This window comes from Sinorhizobium sp. M4_45, assembly GCF_002885915.1.
Lineage (GTDB): Bacteria > Pseudomonadota > Alphaproteobacteria > Rhizobiales > Rhizobiaceae > Sinorhizobium > Sinorhizobium meliloti_A.
Genome location: NZ_NWVE01000002.1, coordinates 755,460 through 770,235 on the forward strand (window position 1 = coordinate 755,460; position 14,776 = coordinate 770,235).

General features: G+C 61.5%; 19 protein-coding genes and 1 tRNA gene. 11 read left to right on the forward strand and 9 right to left on the reverse strand.

Going from position 1 to position 14,776, the window contains the following annotated elements; all coding sequences use genetic code 11:
• Positions 1–27: 27 nt before the first annotated feature.
• The 3 genes from CN933_RS09305 to CN933_RS09315 form a co-directional block, all read right to left on the reverse strand.
• Positions 28–378 (reverse strand): hypothetical protein, encoded by a 351-nt coding sequence (locus CN933_RS09305; protein WP_018094726.1) that lies wholly within the window; start codon positions 376–378, stop codon positions 28–30.
• A gap of 559 nt (positions 379–937) precedes the next feature.
• Entirely contained in the window at positions 938–1,477 is a 540-nt protein-coding gene (locus CN933_RS09310; RefSeq protein WP_018094727.1) for a GNAT family N-acetyltransferase, read from the reverse strand.
• Between the two features lie 40 nt (positions 1,478–1,517).
• Entirely contained in the window at positions 1,518–2,021 is a 504-nt protein-coding gene (locus CN933_RS09315) for a cupin domain-containing protein (protein WP_018094728.1), read from the reverse strand.
• Positions 2,022–2,271: 250 nt separating this feature from the next.
• On the opposite strand from CN933_RS09315, the gene ribH reads away from it, so the two are divergent.
• The 4 genes from ribH to CN933_RS09335 all read left to right on the forward strand — a co-directional run bounded on the left by ribH (position 2,272) and on the right by CN933_RS09335 (position 6,777).
• On the forward strand, positions 2,272–2,733 hold the full coding sequence (gene ribH, locus CN933_RS09320; RefSeq protein ID WP_018094729.1) for a 6,7-dimethyl-8-ribityllumazine synthase: 462 nt from the start codon (positions 2,272–2,274) through the stop codon (positions 2,731–2,733).
• Entirely contained in the window at positions 2,730–3,212 is a 483-nt protein-coding gene (nusB, locus tag CN933_RS09325) for a transcription antitermination factor NusB (RefSeq protein ID WP_003529296.1), read from the forward strand. The genes ribH and nusB overlap by 4 nt, the downstream gene beginning before the upstream one ends.
• 4 nt (positions 3,213–3,216) lie before the next feature.
• Complete coding sequence (locus CN933_RS09330) at positions 3,217–4,443, forward strand: MFS transporter (protein ID WP_102761410.1); 1,227 nt, start codon at positions 3,217–3,219, stop codon at positions 4,441–4,443.
• A 198-nt stretch (positions 4,444–4,641) separates the two neighbouring features.
• Positions 4,642–6,777 carry a sodium-translocating pyrophosphatase gene (locus CN933_RS09335; RefSeq protein ID WP_018094731.1) on the forward strand — a complete coding sequence of 712 codons (2,136 nt, stop codon included), beginning with the start codon at positions 4,642–4,644 and terminating at the stop codon, positions 6,775–6,777.
• Between the two features lie 73 nt (positions 6,778–6,850).
• Here CN933_RS09335 and CN933_RS09340 read toward each other — a convergent pair whose 3' ends face one another.
• The gene (locus CN933_RS09340) at positions 6,851–7,357 is read right to left on the reverse strand and encodes an outer membrane protein assembly factor BamE (protein WP_018094732.1); all 507 of its coding nucleotides are present in this window, start codon (positions 7,355–7,357) and stop codon (positions 6,851–6,853) included.
• A gap of 137 nt (positions 7,358–7,494) precedes the next feature.
• Here CN933_RS09340 and CN933_RS09345 point away from each other — a divergent pair, with 137 nt between their 5' ends.
• The 6 genes from CN933_RS09345 to CN933_RS09370 all read left to right on the forward strand — a co-directional run bounded on the left by CN933_RS09345 (position 7,495) and on the right by CN933_RS09370 (position 12,192).
• Positions 7,495–8,031 (forward strand): ubiquinol-cytochrome C chaperone family protein, encoded by a 537-nt coding sequence (locus CN933_RS09345; protein ID WP_018094733.1) that lies wholly within the window; start codon positions 7,495–7,497, stop codon positions 8,029–8,031.
• Positions 8,032–8,114: 83 nt separating this feature from the next.
• Positions 8,115–8,666: a YceD family protein gene (locus CN933_RS09350; RefSeq protein ID WP_018094734.1), complete on the forward strand. Its 552-nt coding sequence runs from the start codon at positions 8,115–8,117 to the stop codon at positions 8,664–8,666.
• 194 nt (positions 8,667–8,860) lie between these two features.
• Positions 8,861–9,904: a phosphate acyltransferase PlsX gene (gene plsX, locus CN933_RS09355; RefSeq protein WP_018094735.1), complete on the forward strand. Its 1,044-nt coding sequence runs from the start codon at positions 8,861–8,863 to the stop codon at positions 9,902–9,904.
• 18 nt (positions 9,905–9,922) lie between these two features.
• Positions 9,923–10,894 carry a beta-ketoacyl-ACP synthase III gene (locus tag CN933_RS09360; RefSeq protein ID WP_018094736.1) on the forward strand — a complete coding sequence of 324 codons (972 nt, stop codon included), beginning with the start codon at positions 9,923–9,925 and terminating at the stop codon, positions 10,892–10,894.
• A 93-nt stretch (positions 10,895–10,987) separates the two neighbouring features.
• Complete coding sequence (locus tag CN933_RS09365) at positions 10,988–11,326, forward strand: integration host factor subunit alpha (RefSeq protein ID WP_003529278.1); 339 nt, start codon at positions 10,988–10,990, stop codon at positions 11,324–11,326.
• Positions 11,327–11,661: 335 nt separating this feature from the next.
• Positions 11,662–12,192, forward strand: coding sequence for a MerR family transcriptional regulator (locus CN933_RS09370; protein ID WP_018094737.1), 531 nt, complete (start codon positions 11,662–11,664; stop codon positions 12,190–12,192).
• A 63-nt stretch (positions 12,193–12,255) separates the two neighbouring features.
• On the opposite strand, the gene CN933_RS09375 is transcribed toward CN933_RS09370, so the two are convergent.
• Complete coding sequence (locus CN933_RS09375; protein ID WP_018094738.1) at positions 12,256–12,471, reverse strand: hypothetical protein; 216 nt, start codon at positions 12,469–12,471, stop codon at positions 12,256–12,258.
• Between the two features lie 183 nt (positions 12,472–12,654).
• On the opposite strand from CN933_RS09375, the gene CN933_RS09385 reads away from it, so the two are divergent.
• Positions 12,655–12,731: transfer RNA gene (locus CN933_RS09385), tRNA-Pro, on the forward strand.
• A gap of 354 nt (positions 12,732–13,085) precedes the next feature.
• Here the strand turns inward: CN933_RS09385 and CN933_RS32525 are convergent.
• The 4 genes from CN933_RS32525 to CN933_RS31805 form a co-directional block, all read right to left on the reverse strand.
• Positions 13,086–13,271, reverse strand: coding sequence for a hypothetical protein (locus CN933_RS32525; RefSeq protein WP_020487472.1), 186 nt, complete (start codon positions 13,269–13,271; stop codon positions 13,086–13,088).
• Positions 13,272–13,674: 403 nt separating this feature from the next.
• Entirely contained in the window at positions 13,675–13,983 is a 309-nt protein-coding gene (locus CN933_RS09395) for a hypothetical protein (protein WP_127709325.1), read from the reverse strand.
• Between the two features lie 23 nt (positions 13,984–14,006).
• Positions 14,007–14,285: a hypothetical protein gene (locus tag CN933_RS31800; RefSeq protein ID WP_018094812.1), complete on the reverse strand. Its 279-nt coding sequence runs from the start codon at positions 14,283–14,285 to the stop codon at positions 14,007–14,009.
• A 193-nt stretch (positions 14,286–14,478) separates the two neighbouring features.
• Positions 14,479–14,688 (reverse strand): hypothetical protein, encoded by a 210-nt coding sequence (locus CN933_RS31805; RefSeq protein WP_018094813.1) that lies wholly within the window; start codon positions 14,686–14,688, stop codon positions 14,479–14,481.
• Positions 14,689–14,776 lie beyond the last annotated feature (88 nt).

Consider the following 14,776-nt stretch of genomic DNA (forward strand, 5'->3'; position numbering starts at 1 on the left):
GAGATTGTCGGCAGCCGGCCGAAAACGTCAGCGCAGATAGATCGTCAGTCCGCCATCGGCCGCCTGCGTCGCCGCGGCGACGTTGTCGATTTCGACATTGCGTGCCCTGAGCGAAGCGAGCAGCGGTCTGTTGGCTTCGACGGCGGCTCGCAATGCGGCCCGCTGCCCCGGTGTCGCCTCGTCGACCCGCATACGGGTCTGATTCAGACGGCTCAACGTGTCGACATCGACGACGCGGAAATTGTCGCCCTTGAAGGTGCGCACGGTCTGGTCGATCCGGTCCGGCCAGTTCATTTCGACGCTCGCCGCCTGGGAGATACCGGCGAAGGTAAGGGCGGAGAGGGTGGCGATGACGGAGATTTTCGCAATGCTGTTCATTGTCATGCTCCTTTGGTTTTGCGGCTGGCCCCGGTGACGATCGATCCGTAGATCTGCCACGGCCTTTTGCTTCTCTGAGGCGCAGCCTGCAGGCGAGCACGGGTCGTTTACGGGTGATGTCACCCGCAGCGAAGAAGCTGGACCGTTTCGACTGGTTGGTACTGCGCCTTGTTGCGTCCGACTGGGATCTCGCGCCGTGCCAACGGTCATGAAAGTGGACCGGAATGTGGCCGTTTCGGTGGCGTAAACGGCTGAAAATAATTAAGAATTGTTCATCTTTCCGTTTGGCCATCCGCGTGGCAGGAAGCTTTTCCTGCAAGTGCTTTAACGCCAGTTGAGATTCCGTCCACCCGCCGCCGCTTGTTTGATTACCTCATTCCTGTGCTTGTCACAGGAATCCAGCCAGACCAAGTCCCCGGGCTGAAAGAACTCTTCCCGCGCCGCGGACGCGGCGCTGCTCTCATCCCTGTGACGAGCACAGGATGAGGAAGAGGAGAGGTTGCAGTCCTCCGAAAAGCTTCCTTCAGCGGGCGGAAAACCCCGCACACTTTTTCCCGGTCTAAGCCTCCGATCCCCTCGGCCGCCTTTCGAACATGACCATCGGCCGGCCGTTATAGGTCGTGCGCCAGAATTCCTTGAAACCGTGTTTGAGGGCGACATTGATCGAAGCCTGGTTGCCCGGTTCGATGATGCAGGTCTTCCTCAGCACGGGAAACTGACGGTCGGCCCAGGCGAGGGCGGCGGTCACCGCTTCCGTCGCCAGTCCGCGGCCGTGGTTTTTCGGTGAAATCGCCCAGCCCGTCTCCATCGTTCCCTCCAGCGAGGGGGTGATCTGGCGATGCGCTTCGTGGAAGCCGGCCTCTCCGATAAAGGCGCCGCTTTGCTTGTCCTGGATCGCGAAGAAGCCGAAGCCGAAGTAGTGCCACATGCCGACCTGGCGCAGGAATCGCGTCCAGGACTGTTCGCGGGTGTACGGCACGCCGCCGGTATAGCGGGTCACTTCCTCGTCGCCGAAGAGTGCGCAATAGGAAGGAAAGTCGTCGCGCCGGTAGGGGCGCAGGAATAGCCGCTCGGTCTCGATCGTGGGGACGCTGTGCATTGTCGCTCCGCTTGTTCTGACAGGGGAAGGAGTAGAGTTCTCAGATGCCCGGTTCACCGTCCCAATAGTCGGCCGCCGAGGGCGCGCGGCCGATGAAGTCGAACGACGCCTGGCTTTCACCGGGACGCCGGGTCCGGGCAAGGAACTTGCCGGAGTCCGGATATTCGCAGATTTCGGTCGCTGCGATGGTGGAAATGGACAGGTATTTGAGCGGCACGGTGCCGGTATTGATGAGGTGATGCGCGGTCTCCTGGCCGCCAGCGGGGGCTCCGAGTACGTCGCCTGGCCCGACCGCATGGCGTTCGCTGCCGAAACGGTAGGTACCTTGCCCCTCGAGGATGATGAACAGCTCTTCTTCGACATGGTGATTATGGAACGGACACCCGGATTTGCCGGGCGGAACCTCGCCGTAGCCTATGCCGATATCCTTGAGGCCGAGAAGCGACCCGAAAGAGACGTCGCTGGATTCGAAGAACGAACCACGGCGCCAGTGGTCGAGCTTCAGGTTCTTCGGATTGACGATGGGCCTTTGCGCGTCCGTCATCGCAGTCGTCCTCCTGGTCGCTTCGCATGCCCGGCTCGACCTCGCGGAATCGGGCTGGGCGCGGTTAAGGATTAGAGACAGTTGGCGCCGTTACAAGCGGGTTTGCTGTTCGGCTCCACCAATATCGAAGATTGCGGTAGGGCAAATGCCCTTCGGTTAACGGAATTTACTTGCCATTCCGTGCCGGGCATGGTTTGACCGCCGCCTGCACCGGCCAAGTCCGGTCCGAATTTTTCAAGACAGGTGATCCATGGCGAAGATCAAGCCCGTCCACATCCTGATTGTGGAAGCGCGTTTCTATGACGATATGGCCGACGCGCTCCTCGATGGAGCGAAACATGCGCTGGATGCGGCCGGCGCCACTTATGATATTGTGACGGTTCCGGGGGCACTGGAAATTCCCGCGGCGATCGCCATGGCGCTCGACGGCGCCGACGAAGGCGGGGCGGAATATGACGGCTTCGTTGCGCTCGGCATGGTGATCCGCGGCGAGACCTACCATTTCGACATCGTCGCCAACGAGTCCGCGCGCGCGCTGATGGATCTCGCCGTCAGCGAGAGCCTGGCACTCGGCAACGGCATTCTGACGGTCGAAAACGACGATCAGGCCTGGGCACGGGCCCGTCGTACGGAAGGCGACAAGGGCGGATTCGCCGCGCGCGCCGCCCTGACCATGATTGAACTGAAGCAAAGATTGGGCGCAGAGAAGTGACGAACACCCCTTCGGATCAGCCGCTGAAACAGGTCAACCAGCGGGGCGCCGCGCGCCTTGCAGCCGTTCAGGCGCTTTATCAGATGGATGTCGGCGGGACCGGCGTCCTGGAGATCGTCGCCGAATACGAGGAACATCGCCTCGGCAAGGAACTGGACGGTGACACCTATCTCAGGGCAGACGCGTCCTGGTTTCGCTCGATCGTTGCGGGCGTCGTGCGCGACCAGCGCAAGCTCGATCCGTTGATCGGCTCGGCGCTACAGGACGATTGGGCGCTTTCCCGGCTCGATTCCACCGTTCGTGCAATCCTGCGCGCCGGCACCTTCGAGATACTGGAGCGAAAGGACGTGCCGGTTCCGGTGATCGTGACCGAATATGTCGAGATCGCCAAGGCCTTCTTCCAGGACGAAGAGCCGAAGCTCGTCAACGCCGTCCTCGACCGGATCGCCAAACAAGTTCGCGGCGACCAGAGAAAGTAAGCGGATGGCCACCGAGCCGGCAGAAATCGGAACGGTCCTCCGCGAGGCGCGTCGCAACGTGCAGTTGCTTACCGTGGCCCAGGCACTGCTCGGCGTTGTCGGGCCGATCAGTTTTGCCGTCGGTGGGGTTGCCGGCCACCAGTTGCTCGGCGAAGACAAATCGCTCGCGACGGCACCGCTCACCGCCTACAATCTCGGCATGGCGCTCGGCGTCGTGCTCGTTGCGGTGTTGTCGCGACTCGTTGGCCGGCGCCTCGCCTTCATCGCCGGTGCGTCGATCGCTGCGCTCGGCGGCGTGCTCGCCATGGCTGCACTGTTCCGGGAGAGTTTCTGGTTCTTCGCCTGCGGCCTCGCCGTGCTCGGCGCTTCCAACGGCTTTACGCAGAAGCTCCGCTTTGCCGCAGCCGACGCCTCGCCCTCCTTCTACAAGGCCAAGGCGATTTCCTGGATCCTGGGAGGCGGCATCGTCTCGGCGATCCTCGGACCGCAGATCGTCATCTTCGCGGGCGATTACTTTGCGCCCGTGTGGTTCGCGGGCGCCTTCGTCGCTCTCGTACCGGTCTGCATCGTCGCACTCTTCTTCTTCGTGCCGCTGCGGCTGCCGGACCACACATCGGCATCGGCCCATCATGAGCAGCCTCCCGCGCGTCCGCTGCGCGAGATTGCGGGCAGCCAGCGTTTCATGACGGGAATGATCTGCGGGATTTCCAGCTATGTCCTGATGACCTTCATGATGACGGGCGCGCCCGTCGCCATGGTTGTCGGCTGCGGCTTTTCGAGCGATCTCGCGACGCTCGGAATCCAATGGCACGTACTTGCGATGTTCGCTCGGAGTTTCGTGACGGGTTGGCTGATCAGCCGCTTCGGCGCCGAACGCATCGTCGCATGCGGTCTCCTCCTGCTGATGGCCTGCGCTGCCGTGGCTCACCTCGGTGTCGCACTCTGGAATTTCTGGGGGGCGTTGTCGCTGCTCGGCCTCGGCTGGAATTTCGGTTTCATCGGCTCCACGGCGATCGTCGCGCAGAGTTACCGGCCGCATGAGGCAGACAAGGTCCAGGGCTTTCACGACATCGTTCTCTTCTCAGCCGTCGCTTGTTCTTCCTTCGCGTCCGGCAAGGTGCTTTCCGCCTATGGTTGGGACATGCTGAGCGCGGTTGTCTGGCCAGTGGCCGGTTTTTGCCTTCTTCTCCTTCTCCCGCTCATGCGCGCGGGCAAGCAAGCCACCGCCTGAAAGCCGGTTTTATCCGAATGCCTCCCGGACCCTGAAAAGGCCGGCATGCGGGCAATTTCAGGGGCTTGACGATCCACATCGGCAACAGCACTCTGGCCGCGCCGCGAAAACGCGTCGCTTGAGGAGGCGGCGTGTGATTCGCGGAGAGGGGCCTGCGGCAGGGATGAGCCCGCAGGTTGTAACGGAGGAAAGTGCGAAATGACCATATTGTTGGGCGTTATCGCATGCGGGTTGCTTTCGGTGGTCTATGCCATCTGGGCGACAAGGTCGGTGCTTGCCGCCGACCAGGGGAATGCCCGCATGCAAGAAATCGCAGGTTTTATCAGAGAGGGGGCGCAGGCCTACCTCACGCGTCAGTACACAACCATCGCCATCGTCGGCGTCGTCGTTTTCATCGCCGCATGGGTCCTGTTGTCGGGTGCAGCCGCCATCGGCTTCCTTATCGGTGCGGTGCTCTCGGGGGCCGCGGGCTTCATCGGCATGCATGTTTCGGTCAGGGCCAACGTCCGTACGGCCCAGGCCGCCTCGGTCAGCCTCGCCTCCGGTCTCGACATCGCGTTCAAATCCGGTGCAATCACCGGCATGCTGGTGGCCGGCCTCGCCCTCCTGGGCGTCTCGGTCTACTATCTCATACTCACCGCAGGCCTGGGGCATGAGCCGGCCGCGCGCGAGGTCATCGATGCGCTTGTCGCGCTCGGCTTCGGGGCGTCGCTGATTTCGATCTTTGCCCGTCTCGGCGGCGGCATCTTCACGAAAGGCGCCGATGTCGGCGGCGACCTCGTCGGCAAGGTGGAAGCGGGTATCCCCGAGGACGATCCGCGCAACCCGGCGACGATCGCCGACAACGTCGGCGACAATGTCGGCGATTGCGCCGGCATGGCCGCCGACCTGTTCGAGACCTATGCGGTTTCCGTCGTTGCGACGATGGTGCTTGCATCGATCTTCTTCGCAGGGACCCCGATGCTCGCAACCGTCATGACTTATCCTCTGGCGATCTGCGCGGCCTGCATCATCACCTCGATCATCGGCACCTTCTTCGTCAAGCTCGGCGCCAACGCCTCGATCATGGGCGCGCTTTATCGCGGGCTGATCGTTACGGGCGCTCTGTCGATCCTCGGCCTTGGCGCGGCGACATCGCTGACGATCGGATGGGGTTCGATCGGAACGGTCGCGGGCATGGACATCACCGGCTGGAATCTGTTTCTCTGCGGCATCATCGGCCTTATCGTCACCGCGCTGATCGTCGTGATCACCGAATATTATACGGGGACGAACAAGCGGCCTGTGAACTCGATCGCGCAGGCCTCGGTCACCGGCCACGGCACCAACGTGATCCAGGGTCTCGCCGTGTCCCTCGAATCGACGGCCTTGCCGGCAATCGTCATCGTCGGCGGCATCATCGCGACCTACCAGTTCGCCGGCCTCTTCGGGACGGCCATCGCCGTGACCGCCATGCTCGGTCTTGCCGGCATGATCGTAGCGCTCGACGCCTTCGGTCCCGTGACCGACAATGCCGGCGGGATTGCCGAGATGTCGCATCTGCCGCCCGAGGTGCGCAAGTCGACCGACGCGTTGGACGCCGTCGGCAACACCACCAAGGCCGTGACCAAGGGTTATGCGATCGGTTCGGCGGGCCTTGGTGCCCTGGTACTCTTCGCGGCCTATTCCAACGATCTTGCCTATTTCGCCGCCAATGGCGACAAGCATCCCTATTTCGCCGACGTGGGGACGATCTCCTTCGATCTGTCCAATCCTTACGTCGTCGCCGGGCTGATCTTCGGCGGTCTCATCCCGTATCTCTTCGGCGGCATCGCAATGACCGCCGTCGGCCGTGCCGGGAGCGCCGTCGTCGAGGAGGTTCGTCGTCAGTTCAAGGAAAAGCCCGGCATCATGGAAGGCAAGGATCGGCCGGACTATGGCCGGGCCGTCGACATGCTGACGAAGGCGGCGATCCGCGAAATGATCATCCCGTCGCTGCTGCCGGTGCTGGCGCCGATCGTCGTTTATTTCGGCGTGCTGCTGATCTCCGGCTCGAAGGCGTCCGCCTTCGCGGCGCTCGGTGCCTCGCTCCTCGGCGTGATCGTCAACGGCCTTTTCGTGGCCATCTCGATGACGTCCGGCGGCGGTGCCTGGGACAATGCCAAGAAGAGCTTCGAAGACGGCTTCGTCGACCGCAACGGCACGCGCCACATGAAGGGATCCGAAGCGCACAAGGCCTCGGTGACGGGTGACACCGTCGGCGATCCCTACAAGGATACCGCCGGTCCGGCGGTCAACCCCGCGATCAAGATCACCAATATCGTGGCCCTTCTCCTGCTCGCCGTCCTGGCCTGACGCAGGCGTCTTGAAAAACAGAAGGCCCGCGGGACATGGTCCCGCGGGCCTTTTTCGATCCGTTGCGGCTCGGTTACTTGCCGAAGTCCTTGAACAGGTTGCGCGCCGCGGCCTGTCCGGCGCCGGGGCCGCTCAGGAGCTGGCCGAGGAAGCTCGATTCCTTGCCGCCGGTCGGCGTCGTTCGCGACAGCATGTCGAAGACCTTCCCGTCCTTCAACGTGTAGTGCGCGAGCTGGCTGACGGTGCCTTCCTTGTCGAAATAGACGGCGAGGATCGACTGATCGATGATCTTCGGCTTCATGAAGGCGACCGGCCGCTTGCGGGTCTGGGAGATGTAGTAGAACACCTCATTGTCGAATGTCGCGGTGGTCGAAGGCGTGCCGAGCGAAAGCAGCACCTGCTCGCGGCTCGATCCGACCGGCACGAGTGCCAGCGTCTCCTGGTCGACGACATAGCCCTGATGCAGGACTTCACCCACATTCGCGGACATGCAGGCGGAAAGGGCGGTAGTACACAGGGAAGCCACGAGCACGGCACGGCCCAGGACTTTGAGGTTTGTCGTCAAATACCGCTTCGTCAAGGACTGCTCCCCTGGAGTAACGATTGGCAGATCGGCCATTGCAATTCGTGCCCGCTTCGGTAAACCAGCTTCGGCTATCATGCAACATGATCATGGGCGCTTGCCCCTGATTTCGAGAAAGCCAGCCGGCCTCTGTGATGATTTTTGGACTGTTCAAGAAAAAAAGCGGCAATATTGCGATTGTGAAGCGCCAATATGCGGCACTGACCGCGGCGGCGCGCCAACCGTTTCTCTATACCGACCTCGATGTGCCCGACACGGTCATGGGGCGCTTCGAGATGTTGTCGGCGATTCTGATCCTTTATTTCCGCCGCACGCGCAGCTCGGCGCGAGCCGGCCAGGAGATCGCGCAGGAGATTGTCGACGCCTTCTTCGAGGATGTCGACCATTCCATCCGCGAGCTCGGCGTCGGCGACATGAGCGTGCCGAAGAAGATGAAGAAACTTGCCGGCATGTTCTACGGCCGCCTCGAATCCTACGCGGCGGCCCTTGAAGGACGCGACGCCGGCGCACTGGCGGCCGCATTGCGGCGCAATTTTCACGCCGACGTAGAGGACGCGCCGTCGATGCGGGGCCTCGCCTCCTACCTCCTTGCGGTCGAGTCCGTACTCTCGGATACCACGGAAGAGGCCGTCGAGACGGGTCAGTTGCGCATCCCCCCGGCCGGAACGTAAAAGCGCCGCGATCGTTCGTCGATCAAATGGCAGCGTGCCGACCGCCGCCCTGCAGCGGTGCCGGCGCGAGGAAGGGTCTGAACATGAAGCAAGAGAGCAAACCGGCATTCTCCTACCCGGTGAAGGTGGGGCATATTTCGGCAAATCCTGTGACCGTGCATATGTCGGCGAACGATGGCGAACTGCGGGCTCTTGCCGAGCTTTGGCGCGTGGAAGGCGTCTCTTCCCTTGCCGCCGACCTGCAGATTGCGCGCTGGAAAAAGGACGGTGTGAAGATCAAGGGCGAGGTTCGCGCGCATATCGTCCAGTCGTGCGTCGTGACGCTCGAGCCGGTCGAATCTGATATCCGCGAACCGGTGGAGGCGATCCTCGTACCCGAGGGATCACGTCTCGCGCGGCAGGCCGACGCCGACGGCGGCGAGATGATCGTCGATCCGGACGGACCCGACCTGCCCGATACCTTCACAGGCGATACGATCGATGCCGGCGTGGTCGTCAGCGAGCACGTCGCGCTCGCCATCGATCCCTATCCGCGCAAGCCGGGCGCCGCTTTCGGCGAACGCATCGAAAGCTCCGCAGCGGACGACGAACGGCCGAACCCGTTCGCGGTGCTGAAGGACTGGAAAAAGGATTGAAACGGCTGAGCCCCGGCTTACAATTCGGTTGTCACGCCGACGAAAAGCAGTATTTTGGCCCGACTCCAGCCAAGGGGGCCGCTACGCCGAGACATTGCATGCCGGCCCCACTATCAGAAGGAACATGGATCGCCGCCGCTTGATGCTTGAGGGGCGAAACATGTTGCGTGGCGGGAAAAAAGGATAAGACACGCGTGGTCAGAATTTCACTTGACGTGATGGGAGGCGACTATGGTCCTGAAGTCGTCATCCCGGGCGCAGCGAGAGCGCTCGAACGTCACCCGGACATAAAGTTCGTTCTTTTTGGCCAGGAAGCGCGGTGCGTGGAACTGCTCGCCAAGCACCCGAAGCTCAAGGCGAGCAGCACGTTCCATGATTGCGAGATTGCCGTCGGCATGGACGAAAAGCCGAGCCAGGCGCTTCGGCGCGGACGCGGCAAATCGAGCATGTGGAAGGCGATCGACGCGATCAACGCCGACGAAGCGGATGTGGTTGTCTCGGCCGGAAACACCGGCGCCCTGATGGCGATGTCGGTTTTCTGTCTGAGGACGATGCAGGGCATTCAGCGGCCGGCGATCGCCGCCATCTGGCCGACGCTGAAGGGCGAAAGCATCGTTCTCGACGTCGGCGCTACGATCGGCGCGGACGCGCAGCAACTCATGGATTTCGCCCTGATGGGCGGCGCAATGGCCCGGGCGCTCTTCGAAGTAGAGCGTCCTTCCGTCGGCCTTCTAAATGTCGGGGTGGAGGAGATCAAGGGCCAGGAAGAGGTAAAGGAGGCCGGGCGCCTGATCCGTGAGGCCGACGTCGAGGGGATCGAATATTACGGCTTCGTCGAAGGCGACGATATCGGCCGCGGCACCGTCGATGTCGTAGTCACCGAGGGCTTTTCCGGTAATATCGCGCTGAAGGCAGCAGAGGGGACGGCGCGTCAGATCGCCGAATATCTGCGCGCCGCGATGTCGCGCACGCTTCTTGCAAGGGTCGGCTATGTCTTCGCCAAGGGAGCCTTCGACCGGCTCCGCGAGAAGATGGATCCGCGAAAAGTCAATGGCGGGGTTTTCCTCGGTCTCAACGGCATCGTTATCAAGAGCCATGGTGGCGCGGATGCCGAGGGCTTCGCCGCGGCCATCGACGTCGGATACGATATGGTGAAGAACGGCCTGAAGGCGAAGATCGAGGCCGATCTGGCACGGTATCATGGCGCCCAGCCGTCCGAAGCCCTTCCGCGGGCATGAATGATGAGGTTTGAGTAGATGATCCGTTCTGTCGTGCGCGGCTTCGGGGCAGCACTGCCGAAGCGAGTGATGACCAACAAGGAACTCGAATCCAGGGTCGACACGTCCGACGAATGGATCGTGCAGCGGACCGGCATCCGCCAGCGCTATATCGCAGGCGAGGAGGAGACGAGCGCCTCTCTCGGCGAGGCGGCGGCGCGTGCGGCGCTCGCGAGAGCCGAGCTGACGCCGGACGACATCGATCTGATCATCGTCGCGACCTCCACTCCGGACAACACCTTTCCTGCAACCGCGGTGAACATCCAGAACCGTCTCGGCATGCGGCACGGTGCGGCGTTCGATATGCAGGCGGTCTGTTCCGGCTTCGTCTACGCGGTCGCGACGGCTGACGCCTATATTCGCGGCGGTCTCTCCAAACGCGCGCTGGTCATTGGCGCTGAGACCTTCTCGCGACTTCTGGACTGGACCGACCGGACGACCTGTGTGCTCTTCGGCGACGGCGCCGGTGCGATCGTCCTGGAGGCGCAGGAGGGAACCGGCACGAAGGCTGATCGAGGCGTTCTGACGGCGCAATTGCGCTCTGACGGCGCCCACCGCGACAAGCTCTATGTCGACGGCGGGCCGTCCACGACGGGCACTGTCGGCCATCTCCGGATGGAAGGGCGCGAGGTCTTCAAGCATGCGGTGGGCATGATCACCGACGTGATCGAGGCGGCTTTCGAGGCAACCGGGACGACCGCCGACGACATCGATTGGCTGGTTCCGCACCAGGCCAACCGCCGCATTATTGACGGCTCGGCCAAGAAGCTCGGCATCCCTCTCGAAAAGGTTGTGGTTACCGTCGACCTGCATGGCAACACCTCCGCGGCGTCGATTCCGCTTGCCCTTGATGCCGCCGCCTCCGACGGCCGGATCAAGAAGGGTGATCTCGTAATGCTCGAAGCGATGGGCGGGGGCTTCACCTGGGGCTCCGTTCTTCTTCGCTGGTAAGAAAATAATGAATTACGGCAGGCGCTTGACCGGAAAAGACAAGGGCAATAGTCTTCAATCGCTGATCGGCATGCCAGACATCGGTGGGGGAAGATGAGCGGAAAAACAGTAACGCGGGCAGACTTGGCTGAATCGGTTTTTCGCAAGGTGGGTCTGTCTCGCACGGAGTCCGCCGAACTCGTAGAAACTGTCATCGACGAGATATGCAACGCAATCGTGCGTGGCGAGAGCGTGAAGCTGTCTTCCTTCGCAACGTTCCAGGTGCGCGACAAGAACGAGCGCATCGGTCGGAACCCGAAAACCGGCGAGGAAGTGCCGATTTCTCCGCGCCGGGTGATGACCTTCAAGGCTTCGAATGTCCTGAAGCAGCGGGTCCTGAAGGCGCATCTGAGCCGCAAGTCCAAGTTGAAGCCGTCCAATCCGGCCGGCTGAAGCGCCGTCGACCACCACAAATGTGGTTGAAAACCCATCCATAAGCCATTGAAATAGGCATGATTCGTGTAATCATCGCCTGACGATCCGTGCGTCGCGTAGCCGATCTTGCGCGGCGAGCAAGTGCCGCCCGAAGCATTGCCCGGAAAAGTGCTTAGCGGTTTTCCGTGCGGAAGTGCGGAGCTTCAAGGACTTAGAAGGTTTCAGTCTTTCCATGAAACCCTGAAAGCTCCGGTCCGCGCAGCGGTTTGATGGCGGATACGCAGACAGAGGACGTAAAACACGTCGCAGGAATCGGTTCAGATCCCGACGCGCCTTATGGAGATGGGGACCACATGGAGAAAAGCCCGGATGCTTTCCGCACCATCAGCGAGGTTGCGGACGAACTCGATCTCCCCCAACACGTGCTTCGTTTCTGGGAAACCCGGTTCCAGCAGATCAAGCCGATGAAGCGCGGTGGCGGGCGCCGCTATTATCGCCCCGAGGATGTCGACCTGCTCAAGGGCATCCGCCACCTCCTCTACGATCACGGCTATACGATCAAGGGTGTGCAGAAGCTTTTGAAAGCCAACGGCAACAAATTCGTCGCCGCCATCGCGAGCGGGGATCTTGCGACCGTCGAGGCGCTTGCCGCTTCCAGCAACGAAGAGCCGGCGCCGCCCAAGGCGGGCGTGGCGGAGGAGGACCAGATCGTCGGCCGTCCGAAGGCACCGGCGAGCCGGCGTTTCTTCACTTTCGGCACCGGAGGCGACGATGCCGAGATAACCGTCGGCAAGACGTCGGTCGGCAAGGAAGACAGGGCGCTGCTGCAGGAAGCGCTCTACGACCTCCTCGAATGCAAGCGTCTGCTCGATCAGGTTCGGTAGCAGGGAAGGGACGGGAAGGGGGCCTCGAAAGCAGTGCCGAGGCCCAACTCGGTCGTTATCGACTTATTCGGCCGCTTCTTCCGTCGACTGCTGTGCATGCTTCTGTTTCAGGAGGAGATCGTCAGAGGTCGACTGCTCGGCCTTTGCCACGCTCGCGGTCGTGATCTCCTTGTCGACTTTGTCGATCGATGCCGTGGTATTGGAATGGCCCAGGCAATCGGCTGACGCTGCCGTCGCCGATAAAGCGAAGGCGGCTGCAAGTACGAGGATGCTCTTCATCGGGCTTCTCCTGTGGTTTGCAGGCGCAGTTTATCCAGCACGGGACATCGATCCAAATCACAAAACTGTTGTCTTGCCGCTTCCGATACAATCGGCGGCCGCCTGTGATGGGCGAGCTCCATTTTCCCCCTTGCGCCGGGCGTGTGTTCCGACTAATGAGAGCGGGCTTGTAACCAAGCGGGTCGGAGCGTAGCGCAGCCCGGTAGCGCACTTGACTGGGGGTCAAGGGGTCGTGGGTTCGAATCCCGCCGCTCCGACCATTTTCCGTTTTGGTTTCAACGCGATATGATAGGCGCCCTCGCGGAATCCCGGACCTTGGCTTTCGCCCTGATTCGCTTCCGCTGCATCTTGAGCCCGCTATAGGTGATCGGATACCGGTCGCCCTTCTTCCTCCCCATCTCCTTCGAGACGGCGCTCGGTTGCGGCGTTGATCGAGCTGCGCCAGCGTTTGCTCAAAGTTGCCCGGAAGTGGCAGCATCCTCGGGGCGAGGGAGGAGATGAGGACGCTGCCGCTCCGTCCGGAGACGGGCTTTAACGGTCGGCCGCACAGATGGTTCCGACTGGCGCTTTGTGTTTTTGCTTCGGGGAGAGTAAGCCCGCTTGCTCTCACTCCGTCATCGATGTGACAACCACCTTCTGCCGAGATACTCCAAGGCCTTCAAGCGACTCTGATCGGCTCCGCGGTTCACTCCCACTGACTTCCGCCGCTGTGCCATCGTTTTCTTTGGAGTGTCAGAATCCTTGTTCTCGTCGCGTGAGACACTTTGCTCCGGCAACGCGTAGTCGTCTTTGTCTTGCATCAATCGATTCCTAATGCGCTGTAGGGAGCGGGAGCCTCAGAGCTGCGGAGAAGGGACAATCTTTACAGCTCTGAGGTCATCACTCACCCAAGCGGCTGGGGGCCGCTCGACGGTGACAACTCCAATTCGGTCTGAAAGGTTTCGCTCGGCGGCGTGGCTAAGACCTTTGCCATCGATAAACCCGACCAAGGTCCGATATGCCGTCGGCGGGAAGCGCTGGCACGGCTATCGGAACATCGCCCTCGGGCCATGGGGCGAGTGCCATTCCCGGCCTTAAAAAGTGTGAGCCCCGGCCCTGGCAAAACAGGCGCTTTCCCTTGATTCCTGTTCTGCTGAGAGTACAATATGCCTAAGCGACGTTCGAAGCGGTTCCCTTGAATGGAACAGGGCAAATGCGCCCCAGCTAGAAGATGACACGTCGCGACCGGAGCTGCAGCAAGTCCCCCGCTGCAGCTCTATTTGTGTCGGGCCATTTTTCGGTTTGGAGGAGCGGGCTGCCGCCGTCGCCTCGATCATCGTCCGGCCACCAACCCTGCCGATCGTCACCGATTGCGTCCTTCGCCTGCTGATCGTGGCGCTGCATCAACAGCCGTTGCAGCGGCTGGTGCTCCGTGATGCCGCTTCCGTGGCTGGTCTCGGCGATCGGATGACCCAGGCAAATCTGGGGCCTTCGAAGGCTGTAGCAGGTGACGAGACCCGCCTGAGCGTTCATCCTTGAATGCTGGAGGCTGCACATTATTTGCCGGGTTTGGCTTTCCCTTTTGCGTTGTTTCCGCCCTTGCCGCCCTTTATGCCATTGGCGCCCTTGCCGCCCTTTGCAGTATTCCCGCCTCCGTCGCCCTTTCCCAGGTTCGAGCTGCCGCTGCCGGATGCAGCGATTGCATCCGAGGTGAGGCTGGCAGAAAGAAGCATCGTCACAGCAGGTGGCGTGACTGCCGCGAATCGGCCGCAAGCTTTTAGAAACTCGCGTCTGTCTTCGTCGCTCTGAGGCAGTTCGGCCCGAGGTTTCTCCATCTCTGTGCCCTCCCGTTGGCGAGGGCTATTTTAAAGACATCTCAAATGTATTGCGATATAGCGATTGATATAGGCTCGCCGCGTTTGAGAATTCATCGAAATCTGCTCCCGCGTCGGCAACGGCTCATCTGGCCCCGATCCAATTTCCGTTGTCGAGCATGCACCGCAGGTCCTCCGGTGCGTCGTAGGACGCCTAGATGCTCCTGTTCGCCACTGAAAGCTCGCATCGCCATTTTTTGACGCTGAGAGCTGGGTGCTGTCCCGACCAGTTGCTGACATACATTGCGGAGCGGAACGTGCACTGCATCAACGTTTCCTGGATCTCCAGGTGCAGGCGCTCCTCACGGCATTTTTCGGGCGCCGAAATAAGGCACACCGTTAGTACCAGTGTTACCGGTCCCATGATTGCCCCCATCCAATACAAATAGAATTATAAATGCCTAATAAAGTGCAATGGAATGTACGGAACGTCTGTGGCTAAATCTGGGCTG